Annotated in this window: 20 protein-coding genes; 4 read left to right on the top strand and 16 right to left on the bottom strand. The window is 66.0% G+C overall.

The features are described 5' to 3' along the window. Positions 1-6: 6 nt before the first annotated feature. Both A9G05_RS12995 and A9G05_RS28115 read right to left on the bottom strand, forming a co-directional pair. The gene (locus A9G05_RS12995; protein WP_069561385.1) at positions 7-1,440 is read right to left on the bottom strand and encodes an MFS transporter; all 1,434 of its coding nucleotides are present in this window, start codon (positions 1,438-1,440) and stop codon (positions 7-9) included. A gap of 86 nt (positions 1,441-1,526) precedes the next feature. Then, positions 1,527-1,724 (bottom strand): hypothetical protein, encoded by a 198-nt coding sequence (locus A9G05_RS28115; protein ID WP_240919585.1) that lies wholly within the window; start codon positions 1,722-1,724, stop codon positions 1,527-1,529. On the opposite strand from A9G05_RS28115, the gene A9G05_RS12990 reads away from it, so the two are divergent. After that, positions 1,719-2,360, top strand: a complete 642-nt coding sequence (locus tag A9G05_RS12990) for an AraC family transcriptional regulator (protein WP_256548396.1) — start codon at positions 1,719-1,721, stop codon at positions 2,358-2,360. The two genes, A9G05_RS28115 and A9G05_RS12990, sit on opposite strands and share 6 nt — an antisense overlap. Before the next feature lie 90 nt (positions 2,361-2,450). Next, positions 2,451-3,599: a DUF1624 domain-containing protein gene (locus A9G05_RS12985; RefSeq protein ID WP_069561383.1), complete on the top strand. Its 1,149-nt coding sequence runs from the start codon at positions 2,451-2,453 to the stop codon at positions 3,597-3,599. A gap of 15 nt (positions 3,600-3,614) precedes the next feature. On the opposite strand, the gene A9G05_RS12980 is transcribed toward A9G05_RS12985, so the two are convergent. The 10 genes from A9G05_RS12980 to A9G05_RS12935 all read right to left on the bottom strand — a co-directional run bounded on the left by A9G05_RS12980 (position 3,615) and on the right by A9G05_RS12935 (position 16,751). Beyond that, positions 3,615-4,433: a hypothetical protein gene (locus A9G05_RS12980; protein ID WP_069561382.1), complete on the bottom strand. Its 819-nt coding sequence runs from the start codon at positions 4,431-4,433 to the stop codon at positions 3,615-3,617. A 69-nt stretch (positions 4,434-4,502) separates the two neighbouring features. Beyond that, positions 4,503-5,021, bottom strand: coding sequence for a hypothetical protein (locus tag A9G05_RS12975; protein ID WP_069561381.1), 519 nt, complete (start codon positions 5,019-5,021; stop codon positions 4,503-4,505). Positions 5,022-5,113: 92 nt separating this feature from the next. Then, a complete protein-coding gene (cobA, locus tag A9G05_RS12970; protein ID WP_069561380.1) occupies positions 5,114-5,851 on the bottom strand; it encodes a uroporphyrinogen-III C-methyltransferase in 738 nt (245 codons plus the stop codon). An 11-nt stretch (positions 5,852-5,862) separates the two neighbouring features. After that, positions 5,863-8,562 (bottom strand): nitrate reductase, encoded by a 2,700-nt coding sequence (locus A9G05_RS12965; RefSeq protein ID WP_069561379.1) that lies wholly within the window; start codon positions 8,560-8,562, stop codon positions 5,863-5,865. Between the two features lie 18 nt (positions 8,563-8,580). After that, the gene (gene nirD, locus A9G05_RS12960; RefSeq protein WP_069561378.1) at positions 8,581-8,904 is read right to left on the bottom strand and encodes a nitrite reductase small subunit NirD; all 324 of its coding nucleotides are present in this window, start codon (positions 8,902-8,904) and stop codon (positions 8,581-8,583) included. 41 nt (positions 8,905-8,945) lie between these two features. Then, positions 8,946-11,396: a nitrite reductase large subunit NirB gene (nirB, locus tag A9G05_RS12955; protein ID WP_069561377.1), complete on the bottom strand. Its 2,451-nt coding sequence runs from the start codon at positions 11,394-11,396 to the stop codon at positions 8,946-8,948. 242 nt (positions 11,397-11,638) lie between these two features. After that, a complete protein-coding gene (locus A9G05_RS12950) occupies positions 11,639-13,318 on the bottom strand; it encodes a bifunctional protein-serine/threonine kinase/phosphatase (RefSeq protein ID WP_069561376.1) in 1,680 nt (559 codons plus the stop codon). Next, positions 13,315-14,523 carry a nitrate/nitrite transporter gene (locus tag A9G05_RS12945; protein WP_069561375.1) on the bottom strand — a complete coding sequence of 403 codons (1,209 nt, stop codon included), beginning with the start codon at positions 14,521-14,523 and terminating at the stop codon, positions 13,315-13,317. The genes A9G05_RS12950 and A9G05_RS12945 overlap by 4 nt, the downstream gene beginning before the upstream one ends. 421 nt (positions 14,524-14,944) lie before the next feature. Then, entirely contained in the window at positions 14,945-15,523 is a 579-nt protein-coding gene (locus tag A9G05_RS12940) for an ANTAR domain-containing response regulator (protein WP_069561374.1), read from the bottom strand. 16 nt (positions 15,524-15,539) lie between these two features. Next, complete coding sequence (locus A9G05_RS12935; protein ID WP_069561373.1) at positions 15,540-16,751, bottom strand: CmpA/NrtA family ABC transporter substrate-binding protein; 1,212 nt, start codon at positions 16,749-16,751, stop codon at positions 15,540-15,542. A 292-nt stretch (positions 16,752-17,043) separates the two neighbouring features. Here A9G05_RS12935 and A9G05_RS12930 point away from each other — a divergent pair, with 292 nt between their 5' ends. Further along, positions 17,044-17,703 (top strand): hypothetical protein, encoded by a 660-nt coding sequence (locus tag A9G05_RS12930; RefSeq protein ID WP_083265611.1) that lies wholly within the window; start codon positions 17,044-17,046, stop codon positions 17,701-17,703. A 415-nt stretch (positions 17,704-18,118) separates the two neighbouring features. Here the strand turns inward: A9G05_RS12930 and drt4 are convergent, their stop codons facing one another. The 3 genes from drt4 to A9G05_RS27245 all read right to left on the bottom strand — a co-directional run bounded on the left by drt4 (position 18,119) and on the right by A9G05_RS27245 (position 21,933). Beyond that, positions 18,119-19,768, bottom strand: a complete 1,650-nt coding sequence (gene drt4 / locus A9G05_RS26600; protein ID WP_240920393.1) for an antiviral reverse transcriptase Drt4 — start codon at positions 19,766-19,768, stop codon at positions 18,119-18,121. An 85-nt stretch (positions 19,769-19,853) separates the two neighbouring features. Then, positions 19,854-21,005 (bottom strand): hypothetical protein, encoded by a 1,152-nt coding sequence (locus tag A9G05_RS12925; protein WP_069561372.1) that lies wholly within the window; start codon positions 21,003-21,005, stop codon positions 19,854-19,856. Positions 21,006-21,009: 4 nt separating this feature from the next. After that, the gene (locus A9G05_RS27245) at positions 21,010-21,933 is read right to left on the bottom strand and encodes a hypothetical protein (RefSeq protein ID WP_139131149.1); all 924 of its coding nucleotides are present in this window, start codon (positions 21,931-21,933) and stop codon (positions 21,010-21,012) included. A 430-nt stretch (positions 21,934-22,363) separates the two neighbouring features. Between A9G05_RS27245 and A9G05_RS27660 the strand changes: the two genes are divergently transcribed. Then, the gene (locus A9G05_RS27660) at positions 22,364-22,519 is read left to right on the top strand and encodes a hypothetical protein (RefSeq protein WP_165672320.1); all 156 of its coding nucleotides are present in this window, start codon (positions 22,364-22,366) and stop codon (positions 22,517-22,519) included. Between the two features lie 83 nt (positions 22,520-22,602). Here the strand turns inward: A9G05_RS27660 and A9G05_RS12915 are convergent, their stop codons facing one another. Beyond that, positions 22,603-23,100 carry a BRO family protein gene (locus tag A9G05_RS12915; RefSeq protein WP_069561370.1) on the bottom strand — a complete coding sequence of 166 codons (498 nt, stop codon included), beginning with the start codon at positions 23,098-23,100 and terminating at the stop codon, positions 22,603-22,605. Positions 23,101-23,400 lie beyond the last annotated feature (300 nt).

Here is a 23,400-nt window from a genome sequence, read left to right as displayed (position 1 = left end):
GCCGGCTCAGCCCGCGCGGCGCAGGCCCAGGGCGAGCAGGGCGGTCAGCAGGCTGACTCCGGCGATGGCGACGAAGGCCGCGTGGTAGCCCGCCAGGGTCGCCGTCCCGGCATCCAGCCCGGTGGCCAGCGCCTGAGCGCTGGTGTGGTGGGCCAGGCTGACGAACACCGCAATCCCCAGTGCACCGCCCAATTGCCGCGAGGTGTTGAGCAGGCCGGAGGCCAGCGCCGTGTCCGCCGGGGCGATCCCGGCGATGGCCGCGTGCACCGCCGTGGCCAGCATCAGCCCGACACCGGTGCCCAGCAGCAGGGTCGGGCCCGCCACATGGCGCAGCAGGTCCACCTCCTTCGGCAGCCAGGCCAGCCCGAGAAAGCCCAGCGCCGCCAGCACCCCGCCGAGGCTGGGCAGGTGGCGCATCCCCCGTGCGGCGAGCCAGCGGGCACCCAGGGCGGCGCTGGCGATGGCCAGGCAGGTCGGCAGCATGGCGAGGCCGGTGTCGCGGGCGCCCAGGCCGGCCACCTCGTGCAGCGCCAGGGCCAGGAAATACAGCGATGCGGTGAGGGTGGCACCCAGGCTCAGCAGCAACAGATTGCCCAGCGCCACGTTGCGCTGGCGGAACAGACCCAGGCGCACCAGCGGCTCGCGCACCCGCGCCTCGATGATCAGGAAGGCCACGCCCAGCAGCGCCGCCAGACCCAGTGCCAGCAGCACCCTTGGCGCGCCCCAGCCCAGACCGACGCTGCTCACCAGGGCGTAGACCAGGGCGCTGGCGGCGCCGGTGACGGTCAGCGCACCGCCCACGTCCAGCGGCTTGGGGTTCGTCGGCAAGCCGGGCGCCAGGGTGGCTGAGGCGAGCACGAACAGGCCGATGCCCAGGGGCACGTTGACGAACATCACCCAGCGCCAGTTGGCGTAGGCCGTGAGCAGGCCGCCCAGCAGTACGCCGAAGGCCGCCGCCAGCGAGCCGGAGGCGGTCCACAGGGCGATGGCGCGGTCCCGGCCGGCGCCCGGCGCATGGGCGCCGACGATCACCGCCAGGGTCGAAGTGGCCAGCACCGCCGCTCCCGCCCCCTGGAAGGCCCGTGCCGCCACCAGCAGGGCCGGGCCCTGGGCCAGGCCGCCCACCAGGCTGGCCAGGCTGAACAGCGCCAGGCCGGCGCGCAGCACCCGGCGCCGGCCGAGGCGGTCGGCCAGCCGCGCGGCCAGCAGCATCAACCCGCCCAGGGCCACCAGGTAGGCGTCCACCACCCATTGCCGACTGCCCGCGTCCAGCCCCAGGTCCCGGGCCATGGCGGGGAGGGCGACGTTCACGATGGCGCCGTCCATCACCACCATGAAGGAGGCCAGGCAGGCGATCAGGGTAGCGAGCCAGAGGGGCGCGCCGGGGTTGAGCAGGGCCGTGGGCGCGGCTGTCCGCTGGCCGCTGGCGAGGGTGTTCATCGGTGTCTCCTGTTGGGCCGGGAATCCGGGGGGCGCCATCAGGATCGGGGCGAAGGCGCTTGTTCCGATAACCGTATCCGGACAAGCTATGTTGCAAACCTGCCATTCCGGAGACCGCCATCATCGCTGAAGTCGACCTGACGGACCTGCTCGGCGGTCCGCTGCTCATCGCCCTGCGCGGCGGCCACGAGCCCGACCACGTCTTCCGCCTGGGCAACAAGGAAACCGACTGGCACCGCCACCGGCGCGGGCAGCTCACCTGCGTCGAGACGGGCCTGGTGCACGTGCGCACCGCCCAGGGCTCCTGGGTGCTGCCGCCGTACCGCGCCGCCTGGATGCCGCCGGGGGTGCCACACTGGGCCAGCCTGAGCGGCGTGCTGTCCGGCTGGAGCGTGCTGATCGAGCCCTCGGCCTGCGCCCGGTTGCCGGCCCATCCCCAGGTGATGGGCGTGGGCGAGGTGATGCGCGCGCTGGTCAGCCGCGCGGCCAGTTGGCCCCCCCGCGAGGCGCTGACCCCCGAGCGCGAGCGGCTGGTGCAGGTGCTGCTGGACGAGATCATCGCCGCGCCCACCGAGCCGCTGCACCTGCCGATGCCCACCGACCGCCGGGTGCTGCCCATCGCCCGTGGGCTGCTGGCCAACCTGGCGGACACCCGCAGCCTGGAGGCCTGGGCCGAAAGCGCCGGGCTGTCGCCGCGCACCGCCCGGCGCCTGTTCATCGCCGAGACCGGCATGGCCTTCGCCGAGTGGCGGCAGCAGGCGCGGCTGGTGCACGCCCTGGAGCGCCTGGCCCAGGGCGACCCGGTGGCGGTGGCGGCCGATGCCCTGGGCTACGCCTCGCCGAGCAACTTCATCGCCATGTTCCGCAAGGCGTTCGGGCAAACCCCGGCGCGCTATTTCGTCGAGCGGCCGGGCGGCTGAAGGGCGATGGAATGTGGATGCGGCGACTTCTCGCTTGGCACGGATTGCGCCGAAACGTAATCTTATTACGTTTCAAAACAGAGCCCGCCCATGCCCCACACGCCCCAGACCCGCCTGCAATCCATCGACGCCCTGCGGGGCCTCGTCATCCTCTTCATGTTGCTGGACCACGTCCGCGAGACCTTCTACCTGCACCACCAGGTGGGGGACCCGATGGACGTGGCCGGCACCGACCCGGCGCTGTTCCTCTGCCGTACCCTGGCGCACCTCTGCGCCCCGGTGTTCATCCTGCTGACCGGGTTGTCCGCCTACCTCTACGGCGAAAAGCACGACGGGCGCGCGGCGGTGTCGGCCTTCCTGTTCAAGCGCGGGCTGTTCCTGGTGGTGCTGGAGCTCACCCTGGTCAACTTTGCCTGGACCTTCCAGTGGCCGCCCGGCGTGATGTACCTGCAGGTGATCTGGGCCATCGGCCTCAGCATGCTGGCGCTCTCCGCGCTGGTCTGGCTGCCGCGCCCGGCGCTGGTGGCCCTCGGGCTGCTGCTGGTGGCCGGGCACAACCTGCTGGATGGCGTGCATGCCGAGCCCGGCACCTGGGCGCACATCCCCTGGGCGGTGCTGCATGACCGGGGCTGGATCGAGCTGGGCGAGGGCCTGCGCCTGCGCACCTCCTACCCGGTGCTGCCGTGGGTCGGGGTGATCGCCCTGGGCTATGCCCTCGGGCCCTGGTTCGGCCGGGGCAGCCAGGCGGAGGCGCGCCAGCACCGGCTGTGGGTGACCGGCGCGGCGTGCCTGCTGCTCTTCGTGCTGCTGCGCCTGGTGAACGGCTACGGCGAACGGCCCTGGGCGCCGGGCGCCGACCTGACCCACACGCTGATGGCCTTCTTCAACATCACCAAGTACCCGCCGTCGCTGCTGTTCCTGGCCCTCACCCTGGGGCTCGGCCTGTGGCTGCTGCGGGCCTTCGAGCGCATCGGCCAGGCGCGCCTGGTGCCGCTGCTGGCCACCTTCGGCGCCGCGCCGATGTTCTTCTACCTGCTGCACCTCTACGTGCTGAAGCTGTTCTACCTGGCGTGCCTGGCCATCTTCGGCGCCAACCAGGGCACGCTGTTCGGCTTCGACGGCGTCTGGGCGCTGTGGCTGGCCAGCGCAGTGCTGGCGGTGGCGCTGTTCCCGCCGGTGTGCGCCTTCGCCCGGTTGAAGGCGTGGCGGCGCGACCTCGCCTGGCTGAAGTATTTCTAGGGGCGTCGCCGAGGCTCAGTCGACGCTCAGGGTGCCCCAGAAGGTGTCGGAGGATGAGTAGGGGTAGGTCTTGCCGTCGTACTGCAGGGTCTTCTTCACCGTGCGCAGCGGCTTGTCGTCATCGTCGCTCACCTGGGCGGAGAGGATCAGGTCGGCGAAGCCGTGGCTGCTCTTCGGGCCGATGGCCAGGGTCATCCGCGCGTGCTCGGAGCGGAAGCGGTCGTTGTTCACGCAACGGGTGCCCTGCACGGTGATCCACTCCCGCAGGTAGCCGGTGAACACCGGGCGCAGGGTGGCGGCCTCGCCGGGGACGAACAGCGTCAGCTCGTCGAACATCCCCGCGTCCGGACAACTGGGCCCACGGGCCTGGCTGCTGATCACCACGCCGAAGGCGCGCACGTCCTTGGCCAGGCGGTAGCGCGCGGTGTCCAGCCAGAGGCTGTCGGCGCTGATCTCCAGCAGGGCGTCTTCCTCCAGGTTGCCTTCGTGGCGCTCCAGGATGCGCCCGCTGGCGCTGTCCACCCGCGCCACCAACAGGTGCAGCAGGCGTTCACCGGGTGTGTTACCGCTGGCATCGCTGTCGTAGGCCAGGGCCACCACGCTCTGCCGGGCGTCGTCCGGCCAGCGCTTGCAGGCGGCGGCCACCAGGGGGCCTTCGCTGTCGTAGCTCGGCTGATGCCAGCCTTTCTGGCCCAGTTGCTGGGCGATGCCGTTCAGCAATGCGGGTTCACAGGGCTGTGCATCGCGGGCCCAGGCGGGGTTGGCCAGGCTGGCGGCGGCCGCCAGCAGCCAGGGCAGGGCGCGGAACAGGGGGCGATGGAGGCGACGGTCCATGTGCGGGTGTCCTGAGCAGGTAAAGGGGCGGGCATTCTAGCGCCAGCAGGGCTTGGCGGCGTGCGCCGGTCAGCCGTCGAACACCTGGCAGCCGAAGTAGAACGTCCCGGGCGGCGACGCGCTGTCGGTGCCGACGAAGAAGGCGTCCGGGAAGGGGATGTCGTCGGAGGCCTGGCCGACTTCCTTGCGGTACTGCCCGCGTCCCCAGCCGCTGGTGGCCAGGTCGTCCTTGGGCACGGGCTGCACGCCGGTCCTGCCGACGAAGGTCGTCAGGTCGCCGGTGGCCTGCGCGTAGAACACCGCGCCGCTGTCGCCCCGGTACCAGAGGGTGGAGATCGGCACGCCAAGCACCTCGACCGGTTGCGGCAGGCGGTACTCCAGGTCGATCAGGCCGTCTTCGTCGTGGTCCACGGCGACGATGCCGTTGGCCTTGAACAGCGCCTTCACCGCGTCGTCGCGGGCATCCAGCGGGGCCTGCTGGCAGGTCAGCGCCTTCTCCAGTGCGCCGACCACCTGGGCGTCCAGCGCGAAGGCGGGTGAGCTGGCCCAGAGCAGGGCGAGGAGGGCAATGGGGTTCCTGGGCTTCACGGGACGGTCTCCTTGACGGTCAGCGGGCGGGCATTCTAGCGCGCCCATGGCCGCGTACCGTGATGCGCTGGGCGCTTCCGCAACCGGCCCTGTCAGGCACTCAGGGGCAGGGCGCTGACCGCCGACTCGGCCGCCACCTCGCCGATCACCAGGATCGCCGGGCTGCTCAGGCGGAAGGCGCTGGCGTCCTGCAACAGGGTGGCCAGGGTGCTGCGGCGCTCGCGCTGTTCGGGGAGCGAGGCGTTCTCGATCATCGCCAGCGGCATGCCTGGCGCCATGCCGCCGGCGAGCAGCCCGGCCTGCAAGGCCGCCAGCCGGGCGACGCCCATGTACACCACCAGGGTGGTGCCGCTGGCGGCCAGGGCAGCCCACTCCGGCTCGCTGTCGTCCTGGGTGTGGGCGGTGACCAGGGTCACGCCACGGCTGACGCCCCGCAGCGTGAGCGGAATGCCGCAGGCGGTGGCGCCGGCCAGCCCGGCGGTGATGCCGTTGACCAGTTCGCAGTCCACGCCGCGTTCCGCCAGCCAGGCGGCTTCCTCGCCGCCGCGCCCGAAGATGCACGGGTCGCCGCCCTTGAGCCGCACCACGCAGCGTCCCTGGCGGGCGTAGCGCAGCATCAGGCGGTGGATGAAGGCCTGGGGCGTGGAGCGGCAGCCGCCGCGCTTGCCCACCCGCACCATCCGTGCGCCGGGGCAGTGCACGAGCAGGGCCGGGTTCACCAGGTCGTCGATCATCACCACGTCGGCCGCGCCCAGTACGCGGGCGGCCTTCAGGGTCAGCAGTTCGGGGTCACCGGGGCCCGCGCCCACCAGCCAGACCTTGCCGTTCATGTGCAACCTCCTCAGGCGCTTGCCCGTTGTGGCGCCGCCAGCAGGCGGCTGATTTCCGGTACGCAGGAGCCGCAGCGGGTGCCGCAGCCGAGTTCGTCCTTCAGGCCCGCCAGGTCCAGCCCCCGGGCGATGCCGGCCAGCACCGCCGGCTGGCTGACGTTCATGCAGGTGCACAGGGTGCGCGCGGCGGCGGGGGTGCCGCTGGGCGGTGTGCTCAGGGGCGCCAGCAGCCAGCGGCGCAGGCTTTGGTCGGCGCGGCCTTCCTGCCAGAGGCTCTTAAGCCAGTCCCGCGCGGCCGTTTCGCCCGCGAGGCGCAGGGCGGTGATGCGGCCGCCCTCGATGCGCACCCGCTTGCCCACCGCGCGGCGCGGGTCGTCGTAGGCCAGCACCGGGCCGTCCAGCAGCCCCAGGGCCTGGTCGATGCGCTGCAGCAACGCCGGATCGGGGGCCTCGCCGTGGGCGGCGCGGATCACCAGGGCGCCGCGCTCGTGGCCGCTGGGCACCAGGCTGGCGTAGGCAAAGGTGTCGCAGAGCGGGCGCAGGGTGGTGAAGGCGGCCTGCAGATCGCCCTCCACCAGGGCGAAAAGCTGCCAGGGCAGCGCCACCGGCTCCACCTCCACACAGGCGTGCTTGAGTTCCGGCTGGCGCGACAGCGGGTCCCGCGCCGGGCTGGTCAGGCGGTTGCTGCCCAGCCCGGAAAGGAAGCGGTCGCCCCAGTGCATCGGCAGGAAGGCCTGGCCGGGGCGCAGCGCGTCGTCGGTGACGGCAGGCAGCAGCAGTTCGCCCCGGCGGCTGCGCACCCGCACCAATTGGCCGTCGACGAGCCGGCGCCGGCGCATGTCCTCCGGGTGCAGGCCGAGTTGCGGCCCGTCCACATGGCCGAACAGCCGGGGCAGGGTGCCGGTGCGGCTCATGCCGTGCCACTGGTCGCGCAGGCGCCCGGTGTTGAGCACCAGCGGGTAGCGCGCATCACGGCGCTCCACCGGCGGCCGGTAGGCCTCGGCGATGAAGCGGGCGCGGCCGGTGGCGGTGGCGAAGCGCCGGTCGCCGTACAGGCGCGGCGTGCCGGCCTGGGCTCCAGCGGGAAAGGGCCATTGCTGCGGGCCGAGGTGCTCCAGCAGGGCGTGGGAGAGGCCGCTGAGGTCGAGGTCGCGGCCGGCGGTCAGCCCCTTGTACTCGTCGAACAGCGCTGCCGGGCCGTCGAAGTCGAACAGGCTCGGCTGGCCGGGGCGCAGGCGGCGCTCCAGGCGGCGGGCGAAGTCGCAGGCGATGGCCCAGTCGGGGCGCGCCTCGCCGGGCGCCGGGACAGCCTGGCGCACGCGGCTGATGCGCCGCTCGGAGTTGGTCACAGTGCCGTCCTTCTCGCCCCAACTGGCGGCGGGCAGCAGCAGGTCGGCATGGCGGCAAGTCTCGGTGGTGGCGAAGGCTTCCTGCACCACCACGAAGGGGCAGGCGGCCAGGGCCTCGTGCACCTGGGCCTGGTCCGGCAGGGACTGGGCCGGGTTGGTGCAGACGATCCACAGCGCGCGGATGCGCCCCTCGCGCACGGCTTCGAACAGCTCCAGGGCGGCCAGCCCCGGCGCCTCCGGCAGCGCCGGCACGCCCCAGTAGGCGGCCACCTCCTGCCGGTGCCCGGCATCGCCCGCTTCCCGATGGCCGGGCAGCAGGTTGCTCAGGCTGCCGGTTTCGCGCCCGCCCATGGCGTTGGGCTGGCCGGTGAGGGAGAAGGGCCCGGTGCCCGGCCGGCCGATCTGGCCGGTGGCCAGGTGCAGGTTGATCAGCGCGCTGTTCTTGGCGCTGCCGGCGCTGGACTGGTTGAGCCCCATGCACCACAGCGAGAGCAGGCGCGGCGTGCGTCCGATCCATTCGGCGCAGCGCTGCAGGTCGGCCGCGTCGATGCCGCAGGTCTGCGCCACCTGCGCCGGCCCGTAGTCGCGCACCAGCGCCTTGAGGGCGTCGAAGCCTTCGGTGTGCGCGGCGATGAAGCCGTGGTCCACCCAGCCTTCCCACAGCAGGAGGTGCAGCAGCCCGTGGAACAGCGCCACGTCGGTGCCGGGGAGGATCGCCAGGTGCAGGTCGGCCAGCTCGCAGGTGTCGGTACGCCGGGGGTCGATGACGATCACCTTCATCTCCGGGCGCTGCGCCTTGGCTGCCTCCAGGCGCCGGAACAGCACCGGGTGGGCGAAGGCCATGTTGCTGCCGACGATCAGCACGCAGTCGGCCTGTTCGATGTCCTCGTAGGAGCAGGGCGGGGCGTCGGCGCCCAGGCTGCGCTTGTAGCCGACTACCGCCGAGGACATGCACAGCCGCGAGTTGCTGTCGATGTTGTGGGTGCCCACCAGGGCCCGGGCCAGCTTGTTGAAGGCGTAGTAGTCCTCGGTCAGCAACTGGCCGGAGACGTAGAACGCCACGCTGTCCGGCCCGTGCTCGGCGAGGGTGGTGGCGAAGCGCTCGGCGGCGTGCTCCAGGGCGGTGTCCCAATCGGTGGCGCTGCGTGCCAGGCCCTTGGCCAGGCGCAGCTCCGGCCACAGGGCGCGGGCCGCCGGGTCACCGCTGAGGTGCAGGCTGGAGCCCTTGCTGCACAGGCGGCCGAAATTGGCCGGGTGGGCCGGGTCGCCGGCGACCCCGAGGATGCGCGCGCCGTCGTGTTCGATCAGCACCCCGCAGCCGACGCCGCAGTAGCAGCAGGTGGTGGCGGTGGTCCGGGTCATGGGGCGGTCCTCGTCGGGTCAGGCGCAGGCCGTGCTGCGCAGGGCCAGCAGCACACGGCCGCCTTCCACCCGCACCGGGTGCCGGTGGGCGCAGCCCTGGTCCGGGGCCACCGCCTCGCCGGAGGCGAGTTCGATGTGCCAGGCGTGCAGCGGGCAGGCCACGCGCTTGCCGTAGACCAGCCCCTGGGACAGCGGGCCGCCCTTGTGCGGGCAGCGGTCGTCGAGGGCGAAGACTTCGTCTTTGGCGGTGCGGAACACGGCGATGTCACCGTCGGGACCGGCGACGATGCGCGAGCCCAGCGGGTTGATCTCGTCCAGGGCACAGATGTCGAGCCAGTTCATGGGGCGTTCTCCAGGTCGGGTCGGGCGGGCGGCACGACGCCTCAGGCGTCGGCCAGCACCTGCACGGGGATGCGTTGGAATTCCTTCTTCAGGGCCGGCTCGGCGATGCGCGCCTGCCACGGGTCCTGTTCGAAGGAGAGGGCGTATTGCAGGCGCTGGTTGAGCGCGCGGCGGTTGTCGGCGTCCTCCAGCACTGCCTGGCGGATGTGCGCCATGCCCACCCGTTGCAGGTAGTGCACGGTGCGTTCGAGGTAGAAGGCTTCCTCGCGGTAGAGCTGGAGGAAGGCGCCGCTGTATTCGCGCACCTCGTCGGCGGTCTTGAGCTTGACGAAGAACTCCGCCACTTCGGTGCGGATTCCGCCGTTGCCGCCGATGTACAGCTCCCAGCCGGAGTCCACGCCGATGATGCCGATGTCCTTGATGCCGGCCTCGGCGCAATTGCGCGGGCAGCCGGAGACGGCCAGCTTGACCTTGTGCGGCGACCACATGTTGAACAGGTCGTGCTCCAGGTCGATGCCCAACTGGGTGGAGTTCTGCGTGCCGAAGCGGCAGAACTCGCTGCCGACGCAGGTCTTCACCGTGCGGATGGATTTGCCGTAGGCGTGGCCGGAGGGCATGTCCAGGTCCTTCCAGACGCCGGGCAGGTCTTCCTTGCGGATGCCCAGCAGGTCGATGCGCTGGCCGCCGGTGACCTTGACCATGGGCACCTGGTACTTGTCCGCCACGTCGGCGATGCGGCGCAGCTCGGCGGCGCTGGTGACGCCGCCCCACATGCGCGGCACCACCGAGTAGGTGCCGTCCTTCTGGATGTTGGCGTGGGCGCGCTCGTTGATCAGGCGCGACTGCGGGTCGTCGCGGGCCTCGCCCGGCCAGGTGGAGATCAGGTAGTAGTTCAGCGCCGGGCGGCAGGTGGCGCAGCCGTCCGGGGTTTTCCAGCCCAGCGCGGCCATGGTCTGGGCGAGGCGGGTCAGGTGCTGCTCGCGGATGGCCGCGCGCACCTGGCCGTGGTTCAGCTCGGTGCAGCCGCACACGGCCTTTTCGCTCCTGGGCTTCACATCCGCTGCGCCGCCGACGGTGCTGATGAGGATCTGTTCCACCAGCGGTGCGCAGGAGCCGCAGGAGCTGGCGGCCTTGGTGTGCTTCTTCACCTCGTCGACGCTGAACAGGCCGTTGGCCTGGATGGCTTTGACTATGGTGCCCTTGCACACGCCGTTGCAGCCGCATACCTCGGCGCTGTCGGGCATGCTCGCAGCGCTGCTCTGGCCCTGGTGGCCGACGTCGCCCAGGGCGCTCTCGCCGAACATCAGGTGGTCGCGGATGCCGCTGATGTCGGCGCCCTCGCGCACCTGGCGGAAGTACCAGCCGCCGTCGGCGGTGTCGCCATAGAGGCAGGCGCCCACCAGCACGTCGTCCTTGATGACGAGCTTCTTGTAGACCCCGCCGATGGGGTCGGAGAGGGTGATGGTCTCGGTGCCGTCGCCACCCATGAAGTCCCCGGCGGAGAACAGGTCGATGCCGGTGACCTTCAGCTTGGTGGAGGTGACCGAGCCCTGGTAGCGGGCGAAGCCGAGCATGGCCAGGTGGTTGGCGCAGACCCGCGCCTGCTCGAACAGCGGCGCCACCAGGCCGTAGGCGATGCCCCGGTGGTTGGCGCATTCACCCACGGCGTACACGCGCGGGTCGTAAGTCTGCAGGGTGTCGTTGACCAGGATGCCGCGGTTGCACGGCAGGCCCGCGCGCTCGGCCAGTTCGGTGTTGGGGCGGATGCCGGCGGCCATCACCACCAGGTCGGCCGGGACCACCTCGCCACCCTTGAACTGCACGGCGCAGACGCGGCCCTCGCCGTTGTCCATCAGCTCGTCGGTGACGGTGCCGAGGCGGAAGTGGATGCCTCGCGCCGCCAGCGCGCTCTGCAGCAGCTTGCCGGCGGTGCGGTCGAGCTGGCGTTCCAGCAGCCAGTCGGCCAGGTGCACCACGGTGACGTCCATGCCGCGCTGCTTGAGGCCGTTGGCCGCCTCCAGGCCGAGCAGGCCGCCGCCGATCACCACGGCGTGGCTGTGACGCTGGGCGGCGTCGATCATGGCCTGGGTGTCGGCGATGTCGCGGTAGCCGATCACACCCGCCAGGCGGTTGCCCGGCACCGGCAGGATGAAGGGGTTGGAGCCGGTGGCGATCAGCAGGCGGTCGTATTCGGCCTGGGTGCCGTCGTCGGCGGTGACCACCCGGCGGCGCCGGTCGATGGCCACCACCTTGCGGTTGAGCAGCAGCTGGATGCGCTGCTCGGCGTACCAGTTGAGGTCGTTGAGGACGATGTCCTCGAAGGCCTGTTCGCCCGCCAGCACCGGCGACAGCAGGATGCGGTTGTAGTTGGGGTGCGGTTCGGCGCCGAACAGGGTGATGTCGTAGAGGTCGGGGGCGAGCTTGAGCAGCTCTTCGAGGGTGCGCACTCCGGCCATGCCGTTGCCGATCATCACCAGCTTGAGTTTCTTCATGCGGAAGGCTCCTGCATAAAAATCCGGGCAAACAAAAAAGGCGTCCCGCTGTTGCCAGCAGGACGCCTTTGTCCAAGTCCCGTTCGATCGGGAAGGGCACCCGCTCGCCGTTGAGCAGGGGCCTGTGAATGTGTCGAAACCTCTCTAGCAGGCAGCGTGCCAACCCGTCGGAGCCCGCCCGGCGCGGCGTTGCGGCACCCGGCACGGTAAAAGCGGGGTGGCGCGTGCGCCGTCCGGGGGCGTCATGCGCCGCCGTGGTGCGCCAGCAGGGCCAGCCCCAGCAGCAGGTTGCCGGCCAGGGCCAGCAGGGCGATGGCGCGCCAGGTGGCGGCCGGCGCCCGTTGCAGCAGGGGGCGCGGGCGGCTGTCGTCGCGGCGCTCGCCGCGCTCCAGTTCCAGCAGCCAGTGCTCGGCGGTTTCGTGGCGCTGGGCCGGGTCCAGGGCCAGGGCCTTGTCCAGCAGGGCATCGATCCACGGCGGGACGTCCGGCCGGTAGCGGCTGGCCGGCGTCGGCGGCCCCAGGCGCGGACGCTGGAAGGCCTCCACCTCGCCCTGGGGGAAGTGCTGGGTGAGCAGCCGGTACAGGGTGACGGCAGCGGCGTAGAGGTCCAGCCCCGGCGCAGGGGCTGCACCGGCGTAGGCTTCCGGCGGCAGGTAGCCGGGGGTGCCGGGCAGGCCCGCGCCCGGCTCGGCAGACAGCCCCGGGCAGTAGGCGAGGCCGAAGTCCAGCAGGCGCAGTTGGCCATCCTCGCCTTGCAGCAGGTTCTCCGGCTTCACGTCCCGGTGCAGCACGTTGCGTCGGTGCAGCGTACCCAGGGCCCGCAGCAACTGGCTGGCCACCTGCAGCCAGGCGTCCAGGGGCAGCGGGCCGTCCTCGGCCAGGCGCCGGCCGAGGTCGCGCCCGGGGTATTCGCGCTGCACGTAATAGAGGTGCTGGCGCTGGGGCAGGGGGTGCACCTCGGCGAAATGACGGCCGGCCACCCGGCGCAGGAACCATTCCTCCTGCAGCAGGGCGATGGCCGCTTCCGGTTCGTCGTGGCGCTCGTGGGGCAGGGTCTTCAGCAGCCAGTCCTGGCCACCGGCATCGCGCACGCGGTACAGCAATGACTGGCGCGAGGCGGCCACCTGGCCCTGCACCCACCAGCCTTCGAACCGTTGGCCGGGGCGCAGCTCGGGGGGCAGGGGGCGGTCGTCCACTTCGGCCATGGCATCGGCCAGGGCCCGTTCCGGCAGTTGCTGGACCTGCACCAACAGGGCGCTGGCGTTGTCCTGGCCGCCGGCCAGGTGGGCGGCGCTGACCAGCGCGCGGGCGGCGGCCTCGGGGTCGGCTTCGTCCTGCAGCAGGTGGCGGATGCCGTCGTCGCCGAGGGTGGCCCAGATGCCGTCGCTGACCAGCAGGAAGGCGTCGCCCTCGTGCAGGTCGCCGTCGCGGTAGTCCACCACCAGGTGCTGATCCAGCCCGAGGGCGCGCTTGAGCACATGCTGCATGCCGGGCTGATCCCAGACGTGGTCTTCGGTGAGGCGCTGCAGGCGGCCTTCGTGCCAGCGGTAGGCGCGGCAGTCGCCGACGTGGGCGAGGGTGAAGCGGCGCCCACGCAGCACCAGGGCGGTGAGGGTGGTGAGCAGCGGCTGGCCACCGCCGTTGGCGCGCAGCCAGCGGTTGTGGGCCAGCAGCAGGCGGTCCAGGGCCTGGGCCACGGCCCAGGTTTCCGGCGTGGCGTAGTAGTCCAGGGCCAGCGCCTGCAGGGTGGCGCGGGCCGCCAGACCACCGTCGGCGCACTGGCTGACGCCGTCGGCGAGGGCGAACAGGCTGCCCTTGCTGGCGGCCAGGGGCGCGCCGGGGGTGACCACCCGCAGCGCGTCCTGGTTGTCCCGCCGGGGGCCGGTGGCGCTGGCCTGGCCGACCCGCAGGCGCAGGCTCATACCCGCGCTGCGGTGAGGGCGGCGCTGCCCCAGGTGGTGCGCCAGCGCAGCTTGACGCCGTACAGCCCGACCCAGGCCAGCAGGCCGAGGCTGGCGAACAGCCACAGGCCCAACTGGTAGTCACCGGTGTGCTGCTTGATGGCGCCGAGCCCGGCGGTGAGGCAGAAGCCGCCGATGCCGCCGGCCATGCCGATCAGCCCGGTCATGACGCCGATCTCCTTGTGGAAGCGTTGCGGCACCAACTGGAACACCGCGCCGTTGCCGGCGCCGAGGCTGAGCATGGCGATGACGAACAGCGCCAGGGCGGCGAAGACGCTGCCGAGGTGGAAGCCCACGGCGGCGATGCACAGCGAGGCGAGGGTGTAGACCACCAGCAGGGTGCGGATGCCGCCGATGCGGTCGGCGAAGGCACCGCCGATGGGGCGCATCAGGCTGCCGGCGAACACGCAGGCGGCGGTGTAGTAGCCGGCGGTGACCGGCTCCAGGCCGTACTGGTCGTGGAAGTAGCCGGGCAGGGTGCTGGCCAGGCCGAGGAAGCCGCCGAAGGTGACGCTGTAGAAGAACATGAACCACCAGCTGTCACGGTCACCCAGGGCCTTGAGGTAGTCGCCGAGGGCCTTGGGGGCCGGGCGGTTGGGGGCGTTGCGCGCGGCGATGGCGAAGATCGCCAGGGTCAGCACCAGCGGCACCAGCGCCAGGCCGAACACGTTGTTCCAGCCGTACAGGGCGGCCAGCCCCGGGGCGAACAGCGCCGCCAGCACGGTGCCGGAGTTGCCCGCCCCGGCGATGCCCAGGGCCTTGCCCTGGTGCTGTGGCGGGTACCACTGGGAGGCCAACGGCAAGGCAACAGCGAACGAGGCCCCGGCGAAGCCGAGGAACAGCCCCAGCAGCAGCGCCTGCTCGTAGCTGTGGATGCCCAACTGCCAGGCGCCGAACAGCGCGCCGATGACGATGACCTGGCCCAGCAGGCCGGCACTGCGCGGCGAGGTGCGGTCGGCCAGCAGGCCCATCAGGAAACGCAGCACGGCGCCGGCCAGGATCGGCGTGGCGACCATCAGGGCGCGCTGCTGGGTGGTCAGCCCCAGGTCGGTGGCGATCTGCACCCCCAGGGGGCCGAGCACGTACCAGACCATGAAACTCAGGTCGAAATAGAGAAAGGCGGCGAACAGGGTCGGGGTGTGGCCCGCTTTCCAGAAACTCGTCATCGAACGAACTCCTCATCTGCATCAGTGGGGAACCGGACGGACCACCCCCGGCAGTGCACGGCGGTTGCGTCCCTCCGGCACATGCGCGCCGGACCGGGTCGGGCGCGCCCGGCCGGTCATGGCCGGGGCTGGATCGGGTGATGTCACACGCGCGGTCGGACTGCGCCGCGCTGCCCCTGCGCCGGGGCTGGAACGCAAAAGGCGCCGCGATTCCGCAGCCGGTGGGCTGGGGAAACGCGACGCCTTTGTCGTTCGGTGGGCAACCGCCGTTGGCTACCTGGGGGAGGCTCAGCAAGAGCCGGGCCAAGTGCGGGGAAGGGTTGGCAGGGCAGGCGATACGCCGGTTGGCAGGCTGCCGGGGGGATTCATGCCGCTGGGACGATGCCCCGAGCAGGGGCACGCGGCCCCGGCCTGCCCGGCTTCAGTGCCCGAGCATCTCGTGCATGGCGATGATCTGCTCGGCCACCTGGATGAGCTTCTGCTGCCGGCTCATGGCCTGGCGGCGCATGAGGGTGTAGGCCTCCTCTTCGCCGCATTGCTTCATCTTCATCAGCAGGCCCTTGGCCAGCTCCACCCGCTTGCGCTCGGCCAGTTGCTGCTCACGGGCGTTGAGCTGGGCGCGCAGGGCCTGGTCGCTCTCGAAGCGGGCGATGGCGACGTCGAGGATCGGCGCCAGGCGCTGGGCCTGGATGCCCTCCACCACGTAGGCGCTGACACCGGCCTGGATGGCCTGGCGCATGATCGCCGGATCGTGTTCGTCGGTGAACATGACGATGGGGCGCGGGCGGTCGCGGCTGACCAGCACCACCTGCTCCATCACGTCGCGGCCGGGGGATTCGGTGTCGATCAGCACCACGTCGGGGCGCACCGCCTCGACCCGGCGCGGCAGGTCGATGTCCAGCCCGGACTCGTCCACCACCTCGAAACCGGCCTCGCTCAGAGCGGCCTTGAGCCGGCCCATCTTCTTCGGGGTGTCGTTGATCAGCAGGATGCGCAGCATGGCGGTCGTCCCTGGGTCAGAGCAGCGGGGCGGTCGCATCGGCGAGCGCGTGCACGGGGAAACGGCGGGCGTAGCTGGCCGGGTCGTCGCCGGTCCAGGCCACGCCATCCATCAGCACCGCACTGCGCATCGGCGCCGGTACGGCGATGCCGAGGGCCTCGGCGGCGTCGCGGTACAGCGCCAGGCATTGCACCTGGCGGGCGATGGCCAGGTAGTCCGGGTCGTCCCGCAGCAGCCCCCAGCGGCGGAACTGGGTGAGGAACCACAGGCCGTCGGAGAGGTAGGGGCAGGTGGCGCGGCCCTCATCGAAGAAGCGCAGGGGATGGGCGTCTTCCCAGTGGTGGCCGAGGCCGTCGTGGTAGTGGCCGAGAAAGCGCGGCTCGATCACCTCCAGCGGCGCGCCGACGTAAGCCTCGGCGCTGATCAACTGGGCGGTGCTGCGGCGGTTCTCGGGGGTCTGCTCGATGAAGCGGCTGGCGTCCAGCACCGCCATCACCAGGGCGCGGGCGCAGTTGGGGTACTGCTCGACGAAGGCCCGGGTGGCGCCCAGCACCTTCTCGGGGTGGTCCGGCCAGATGGACTGGCTGGTGGCCAGGGTGAAACCCTGGCCGCGCTCCACCGCCAGCGCGCCCCAGGGCCCGCCGGCGCAGAAGCCGTCGATGCGCCCGGCCTGCAGGTGCGCAACCATCTGCGACGGTGGCACCACCTGGGTGTCGACATCGCGCAGCGGGTGGATGCCATGAGCCGCGAGCCAGTAGGCCAGCCACATGGCGTGGGTGCCGGTGGGGAAGGTGTGGGCGAAGGTGAGCCGTGCGCCGTGCTGGTGCACATGGCGCACCAGTGCCTCGGCGTGGGTCACACCCGCCTGGCGCAACGGCTCGGACAGGTTGATGCCCTGGCCGTTCTGGCTCAGGGCCATGAGCACCGCCATGGGCGTGGCTGGGCTGCCGATGCCCAGATGGCTGCCGTAGACCTGCCCGTAGAGCGCCTGGGCGGCATCCAGCCGGCCGCTGGTGAGCCCATCGCGCAGCCCCGCCCAGGATGCCTGCCGGTGCAGGTTGAGGGTGAGACCGTAGGGCTGGGCGAAGCCCTGGGTGGCCGCGACGATCAGCGAGGCCGAATCGGTGAGCGGCATGAAGCCGATGTCCAGCGCGCTCTTCTCGGGTGCGTCACTGCCAGCGACCCAGGCCAGGGCATCGCGGCGGGTGGTCGGGCGGGCGTGATCCATGGTGTCCCTGTCCTCGAAATGAAAAGGCGCCGCCCCGACCCCTCGCACAGTGCGATGGTCGTTGGCGGCGCCGTTGCCGTCGGGCCCCGACGGTGGGGCCTGGAGGGGGAATAGCAAGGGGTGTGCCAGGGGCGTTGGGGGGTTGAAGCCGAACAGCGCCCGTTGTCCCTCGGCTCGCCCTAGTGCCGCTGTGCCAGTTGACGCTCACTCGCACCCGTCGCTAGATTCCGGCCCTTCTTCGCCGCAGGGCCCGTCGCCCCGCAGCGCTCACCGTGGCAAGGAACGGCCCGTCATGCACAAGATCACGCCCTTACTGCTCACCAGCGCCCTGGCATTCATCTGCCTGCCCAGCCACGCCGAGTACATCGAGCCTTTCAGTTGCAGGAACGGCTACTTCCCCTCCGAGGGCAGGTTCACCCAGCTCTACACCGTCGTGGGCAAGCACCAGACGCACTTCTTCAAGGACACCGAGGGTTGCCCCGAATCGGAGGGGTGCATGCAGAAGGCCTACGTCATCGAGGGCGATGAGGTGCTGGTCAACAAGATCGCAGGCGACTGGGCCTGTGCCTGGTACCAGGGCAAGAAACGCGAAACCGTGGGCTGGATCGTGCTGGAGAACCTCGCACCGGCCACCGACCCCGTGCCCCAGCCCACCGACTGGCTGGGCACCTGGAAGACCCCGTCAAGCTCCATCACCATCGAGCAGCAAGAGCAGGGCAATGGCCTGCACGTGACCGGCGATGCCACCTGGGGCACCGGCGCCCGCACCCACATCGGACAGATCGACGGCACCCTCAAGCCAGAAGGCCGTTACGCGATGACCAAGGAAGGTGACGACAAGTACGACTGCGCTGTGGAGTTCAGCCGGGTCGGCCGCTTCCTGATCGTGGATGACAACAACAATTGCGGCGGCATGAATGTGAGTTTTGATGGGGTTTATGTCAGGGAGTAGTGGGGCGAGGTGAGTGCACCGATTCAGCGGGGGCAGGTGCCGTGTGATGTTATGCCCCTATAGCGTTTGCCGCCCTCTCTACTTCTATCATCGTCGTGCACATACCTGAGAACTGTGCTCTGAGCGTCCACTGACTGCTCGCCACCAAGCGTCTTATCGCCGAGCGCCGCCTCAAACCAGCCCACTGACTGCTTGACAGCCCGCAGGCCAGATCAGCCAAGTGGTCTGCCGGCACGGCTATGAGCGCGTGATTTTTTGCCGGCGGCTTCAGGTGGGTGCTACTTTTTCAACAAAATTGGCCAACAGAAGACGCTTCTATTAAGGAGTCTTATTCTTTTGCTCTAAAGAGCTATAACTTCGATGTGAATTGTGATTTTGGTCTGCGAGGTTAAAGGATTTTGGGTGGAGCAGGTCATTAAAGTTTTCCTTGTAAATAGTCTTGGAAGCTTACTGGGCTCTCTTTGGAATCCCTAAAGGGATTGGAGTAGTACGAGCAGTAATTTTCTGCTTCGGAGCTTTCTTGGGGGCGCCAGAGGAACTGAACATCGTGCTTCTTAAGAATGTCGAATGTGGGGTCGTCAGGATAAGGGTTTCCGATTTTTCCGTTGAGGAAAAGTTGATATAGAAGAAGCCAGCATTGGTCGAATTCATAAAGGCTTCCGTGCTCAGTTACTTTCCGGGCAAAGGTAATGGCTGCTTCATTTCCAGCTTCGAAGAAACTAATTAGTGCAATGGCGGAAGTGTCCGCTGTGTTTATTACTAGTTCAATATTTTTTCGGGTGGGTTGTGCGTTTAGTTGCTTAAGGTAATACAGTGCCCAGCACATGCCGTCAGAGCGTCGATGTTTTGCGTTTATTTCTAGAATGCTATTTAGTTTTTTGATTACAGCCTCTTTTTCGTAGTAGTCGGAGGTGGCATCGACTCGCTCGAGTAGCGGTAAGAGAATTGGGTAGTGCCAGCTTAAATTTAAGATGTATTGGAATATCGTGGCGGCTGTGTCACCTGTGGCTATATTGCAAAGAAGGCCGGCGGCAAATTTTAAAACACTGCCATCAGGTTCTGCTTTGTTTAAATGAACGGCAAAGTCCAAGAAATTTATCGCATCGTGTGTTCGTAGGGATAGAGTTCCGTCAGTCGCCATCTTCCAAGGTATGGCGTTGTTTAATTTTGTAACCCAGGAATCTACCAATGGCTCTGGTAGTTCTGTGATCTTGGTTTTGCTCAGGTTGAGCGTTAATCGATACTGAGATAATTCAATATTAAGGGCTCGGATGAATTCCTGGGCCTCGATGTGCGTCTCGCAATATGCTGTGTAGTCGTCTATGTATCGGGTAAAGCGAAAATTAGCGGCTAATTTCTTGTCAACTGCGGCAAGGATAATTTCCACGGCAATGCTAGAGGTGCCGGGACCAATGGGAAGACCTGTGGTCTCTTTGCGTTTTGCATTTCTAAGTGCAGTGTCTAATGTAGAGCTCCAGTGCCTCTGTGCAGTCCTTTCTTGCAGCTTTTTCTTGGCCTCGTCATATCCCTGGATTGCCCATTCTAGTGAGTGCGTATAAATGGAGCCAAAGCAGTTTGCGATATCGGTATGGGCTTTGAAGGCTGCTCCAAAGCTGACGTCTAAAACTCTCTTTGTTTTGGTCTCATGGTCTTCATAGTTCATGATGAAAATTCGGCCATCGTTATGCCGCTCGGCAGTGATGGCGCTATTGTCATCCTTCATGAGTTTAAATATTTCCTCTCTGTTTGATCTCAGAGTGGCTAGTATTTTTGAGTAAGCAAGCGGGTGAATTAGGCTTAGCGTTCTGGGAACGTTATTAAATCTAGTCGCTTTGTATTCAACCAGATCAAACTGGAGCGCTTTTCGCTCTTCACTCAATCTTATGTTAGATAGCTCCTCAGCAATCTCAGGAGTAAAGCGGCTAGTTGAAAAGCAGGGAGGGAGTTCAGTGGAAGAGTCTTTTTGGTTTGGGAAATAGTTCCACCGGGTCAGGGCTTCTGAGAAGTGCCTTTCTGGATCTAGGAGCGTGGTGATGTGTGAGGTGGTGCTGGTAAATTCTCTCACGGACTTCAGCCTCCTAATGAAATAGCTGTGAAGCTATGATGCGCTTTAGTATTCAAAATCTAGGGTCATCAGTTTTGGGAACTTACTAAGGAGGTGAAAGCGGTTCCTGTATCTTAGGTTTGCTATGGATCGAGAGGGTCTTGAATGTCTCGATTTTCTCCGATTCCAGTTCTTTTAAGATCGTCTCCTTCGCCTCATTTTTGTCAAATGACTTGACTGTATTGTCGAAGACGATCTGCTTGATTCGCAGTTCAATTTCGCTGTCCTTGTTTTGGCCTCCTGAAAACTCAGGAAAGCCAAGAGAAATCACACAGGTGCCATCTAACCCGGACGTGCTGAAGCGGAATTTGGCGTCTAGGCGATGCAAAAATAAGCTTGGTCTATAAGATTCATTAGACAGAAAATCCGAGTGTTCCAAGCTGAATCCTTTCAAGTCTAAGTTTCGGATCTTCTCTTTCATCCATCCCAGGTCGGCGGGGAGCATGTTGTCGGGGTCAGGAGCTATGCCAATATCCACAACCTCTAAGAATGTGATGGCTACTAATTTGCTGTGCTGGGTTAGGCCTAATAGATAAAGGAATCTATTTTCGTTGGTGAAGTCACAGAAGCGAATGGCTGTAACTGTTTCGTTTTCGTTAATTTGCTTGGCAAGCTTAAAGTGCGAGACCAAATGCTTGGATATGGCCTTGTTTGTTATTTTTGTTTCTGGGGCAGTGTGGGTGCTGATTAGGATTAGTTCGTCTTTGGCCTTGTTTTTCTTGATTTCTACTGAGCCTTTGAATGTTTTGTGTGAATCCGCCCAGCTTTTAGATCGATCAATTCTTTCCAGTTCGTAGTCCATTCGAATGGTGTCGAGGTCTTTGTTAATGGGGTAGAAATTTGGTGTGCCTAATACTTTGAAGTTAACAAAGTCCAGGTCAAGGAGTTTGTTTGCGTCAATAGAGTCAGGGATAGAATCAAGCAATGTATCACCCCCTTGCCATTTTATGGTTTGGGTTGTGATCTTCGGGTTGTCTTCCTTTGTCGTATAGGCTAGCTGGAGTTGAGAGAACTCACTCGGCCTAACTAGAGAGAGTGTAAGTGCAGGAATGGTCTGCTCTTTTTCCTGGCTGTTGATGAAAACGCCTCTATTTCTCAGGACGGTCTTGATATCACTTGCGCCGATGTAAGGTTGTACCAGATAGGTGCGTAGTGCTTCGCCCTGCGGCAAAATCGAATCAATATTCTGATTGCTCACGGTCTCAACCTCTAAAGTCTGCTTTGTAGGACTCTACGTTCACTATGGCTGCGAACTCTTTATTTGCGATTGCTACCTTTGCAATGCTCACGATTTCTTCATGATCGACGTAGTTGTAGTCAGGGAATGCAAGAGTGATTTTGTGTGGGAATTCAAGGGCGATCGACATGGAGAAACCGATCATACGTTTCACGGCCTCTTCACTAAAGTTATCCTGGCAGCATATTACCAAGTGCTTCTTGCCATGCTCTTGAACGAAGAAAGGAATGAGGCCGCTGTTGAGATATTCAGGAGGTAAAATCTGGCCGTTAGTCAACCTTTGAATTGGGCTGACGTTCTTTCCTGTGGATGGGTAGAGGAAACTCACGTTCTCAGCTCCGAACGCTTTTCTTACATGCGTGATGGTTTCGAATAAAAAGCTTGCGCGGCTATTGTCGACAACATAAATAGTCCCGTAATTGAAGTCATCAAGCTTGCGAGAACCAGCAACCTGGCTGATCAAATCTGCCTCAGCATCAGATTTCGCACTCAGCCAGAACAAGACACCAGATGTCGCTTGGGAGTTGGCATTGGGGTAGCCGGCGTTAATCGACTTCTTCAAAGTAGAGCGGTTAAAACACTCAATCGTTGTTGCTAAGTCAACGAAGTGCTCTTTGAATTTGCTGCCCGGCGATGTGGGGTAGGGAGCGCTTGAAAATTTAGACGATATGATCATGTGCTTGAGCACGCCATCCTCAAGCGGAGATAGACAACTGAAGACAAAATCCGCCCCATGTGTCTGTCTCGGGCTACCAGTCGTGCTGTGTAGTTTTGACTTGATGCAATCAATGCTTGTCCCCTTGAGTGCCGCTTTCCACCCAATAAGGTTGAGCAGAGCTTCAACAACATGTTCTCCGCGCTCTCCAAGTTTTTTTGACCACTCGCCCATAACAGATTCCTTATGCTTAAAAATGGAACTACCGTGTGTCAGCAGAACGCTACGAAGTCTGAGCGAATATGTCTAGCGGCACTTTGCCAATGACGTGTGGTTCCCTGATTTGACCGGCCTTGTAGTGAGGCACTTGGCTTTTAACTGCCAATTTCTTCCCTTGCCCTCCCGACCTCTCATCACCATCCTGCACCGGCCACGGTAAGTCCCGTGGTTAGGCTTGATAGCCCGAACATCGGCGCGAATGCATCAGCCAGTACGCATGCAGTTTTACAACTGCTCTGCTTTACGGCAGATCGCGGGGGGAGACCCTCGCGGTCTGCCAGTTCCAATTTTTCCGGTTTGTCAATCCCGCGTGGCCTGCCACCCGTAACTGACAGCAAATGTAAAACACCGTCTCCAGCAACTGGTCCAGGGCCTGGAGGCACGCTTGCACACCATTCTGGTGATTGCCGAGGTAATTCTGGAAAACGTGTCCCTGCACGATGGCGTGCTCAAGCCGTTTCCCGATGGTTACCGAAAGGGCGCGCTGTGGCTGCAACTGGTGGAGATGGTCGGGTTGCCCTTGGGGCGCCAACTGCCCTGATAGGCAGCGAGGCAGGGTGATGGCGATATCTTCGCAACTAAAAACGCCGCACTCCCACGCGGCGTTTTTTTCATTTCTGCACCTTAGAAAAACCGCCTCCAACTCGGCCCATCCCCCAACAGCGGGTCGTCATGCACCGCCATGAAACGCGGCAGGTCCTGCCGGGCGATCCAGGTTTCGCTTTGCCAATGCAGGGCGGCGATGCGCTGGTTGGCCCAGGTCATGAGGATGCGCCTCGGGCTGGCCTGCGGGTCGCGGTGGTAGTCGTGGAGGGTGGGGATCACTTCGTCGCTGAGCCATTGGCTGAGGGCGCAATGCTCGGGGTGGCCGAAGCGGTAGAGGGCGCGATAGAGGCCGGCTTCGCTGATCAGTTCCACCTCTTCGCAGCGCCCTGTGCTGTAGCGCAGAAAGGCGAAGCGGAATTGGTGGGGATAGAGGCGTTTGGTCAGGCGGTAGGGCCGGGTCGCGGCGATCATCAGGGCGAAGTCGAGGGCGACGAACCAGGGGCGGTTGTCGATCATGACGGCGCGCAGTTGGTGGCAGTGGCGTTGGAAGGTGATGGGGGTATATGCGTCATGCATGGCGAAGTTCCAATTAAGGTCCATTTGCTTACCGTCAGTTACGCCTGCCGAGCCGTTTACGGCTTTGCGGGTGTAGCTGAAGGCAACTCGCCTACTAATTCGGGCTGTCAACCCCGGCCACGGGATTGACCGTGACCGGCGCAGGATAGGGATGGGCAGGTGCGAGGGCAAGGGGTTCGGGCGATGGTGTTCGCGGCGTAGCCCGGACTTCAGTCCGGGAGTGGGCTTTCCTGGGCTGAAGCCCAGGCTACGGGGCCAGGGGGCTTGGGTGCTGTGGGGGGCGGGGTGTTGGTGGTGTGG

Source organism: Pseudomonas sp. ENNP23 (assembly GCF_001728945.1).
Taxonomy (GTDB): domain Bacteria; phylum Pseudomonadota; class Gammaproteobacteria; order Pseudomonadales; family Pseudomonadaceae; genus Metapseudomonas; species Metapseudomonas otitidis.
This window is presented reverse-complemented; position numbering and strand designations above follow the sequence as displayed.

Bases quoted from the DNA above. Each gene is read 5' to 3' on its own strand.
- nirD (WP_069561378.1), bottom strand. From the start codon at position 8,904: ATGAACTGGCTCGACATCTGTGCCCTGGACGAGATCAACCCGCTGGGC.
- A9G05_RS12935 (WP_069561373.1), bottom strand. From the start codon at position 16,751: ATGGATCACGCCCGCCCGACCACCCGCCGCGATGCCCTGGCCTGGGTC.
- A9G05_RS12995 (WP_069561385.1), bottom strand. From the start codon at position 1,440: ATGAACACCCTCGCCAGCGGCCAGCGGACAGCCGCGCCCACGGCCCTG.
- A9G05_RS12915 (WP_069561370.1), bottom strand. From the start codon at position 23,100: ATGCATGACGCATATACCCCCATCACCTTCCAACGCCACTGCCACCAA.
- A9G05_RS12965 (WP_069561379.1), bottom strand. From the start codon at position 8,562: ATGACCCGGACCACCGCCACCACCTGCTGCTACTGCGGCGTCGGCTGC.
- A9G05_RS12950 (WP_069561376.1), bottom strand. From the start codon at position 13,318: ATGAGCCTGCGCCTGCGGGTCGGCCAGGCCAGCGCCACCGGCCCCCGG.
- nirB (WP_069561377.1), bottom strand. From the start codon at position 11,396: ATGAAGAAACTCAAGCTGGTGATGATCGGCAACGGCATGGCCGGAGTG.
- A9G05_RS12945 (WP_069561375.1), bottom strand. From the start codon at position 14,523: ATGACGAGTTTCTGGAAAGCGGGCCACACCCCGACCCTGTTCGCCGCC.
- A9G05_RS12980 (WP_069561382.1), bottom strand. From the start codon at position 4,433: ATGGACCGTCGCCTCCATCGCCCCCTGTTCCGCGCCCTGCCCTGGCTG.
- A9G05_RS12930 (WP_083265611.1), top strand. From the start codon at position 17,044: ATGCACAAGATCACGCCCTTACTGCTCACCAGCGCCCTGGCATTCATC.
- A9G05_RS12940 (WP_069561374.1), bottom strand. From the start codon at position 15,523: ATGCTGCGCATCCTGCTGATCAACGACACCCCGAAGAAGATGGGCCGG.
- A9G05_RS12985 (WP_069561383.1), top strand. From the start codon at position 2,451: ATGCCCCACACGCCCCAGACCCGCCTGCAATCCATCGACGCCCTGCGG.
- A9G05_RS27245 (WP_139131149.1), bottom strand. From the start codon at position 21,933: ATGGGCGAGTGGTCAAAAAAACTTGGAGAGCGCGGAGAACATGTTGTT.
- cobA (WP_069561380.1), bottom strand. From the start codon at position 5,851: ATGAACGGCAAGGTCTGGCTGGTGGGCGCGGGCCCCGGTGACCCCGAA.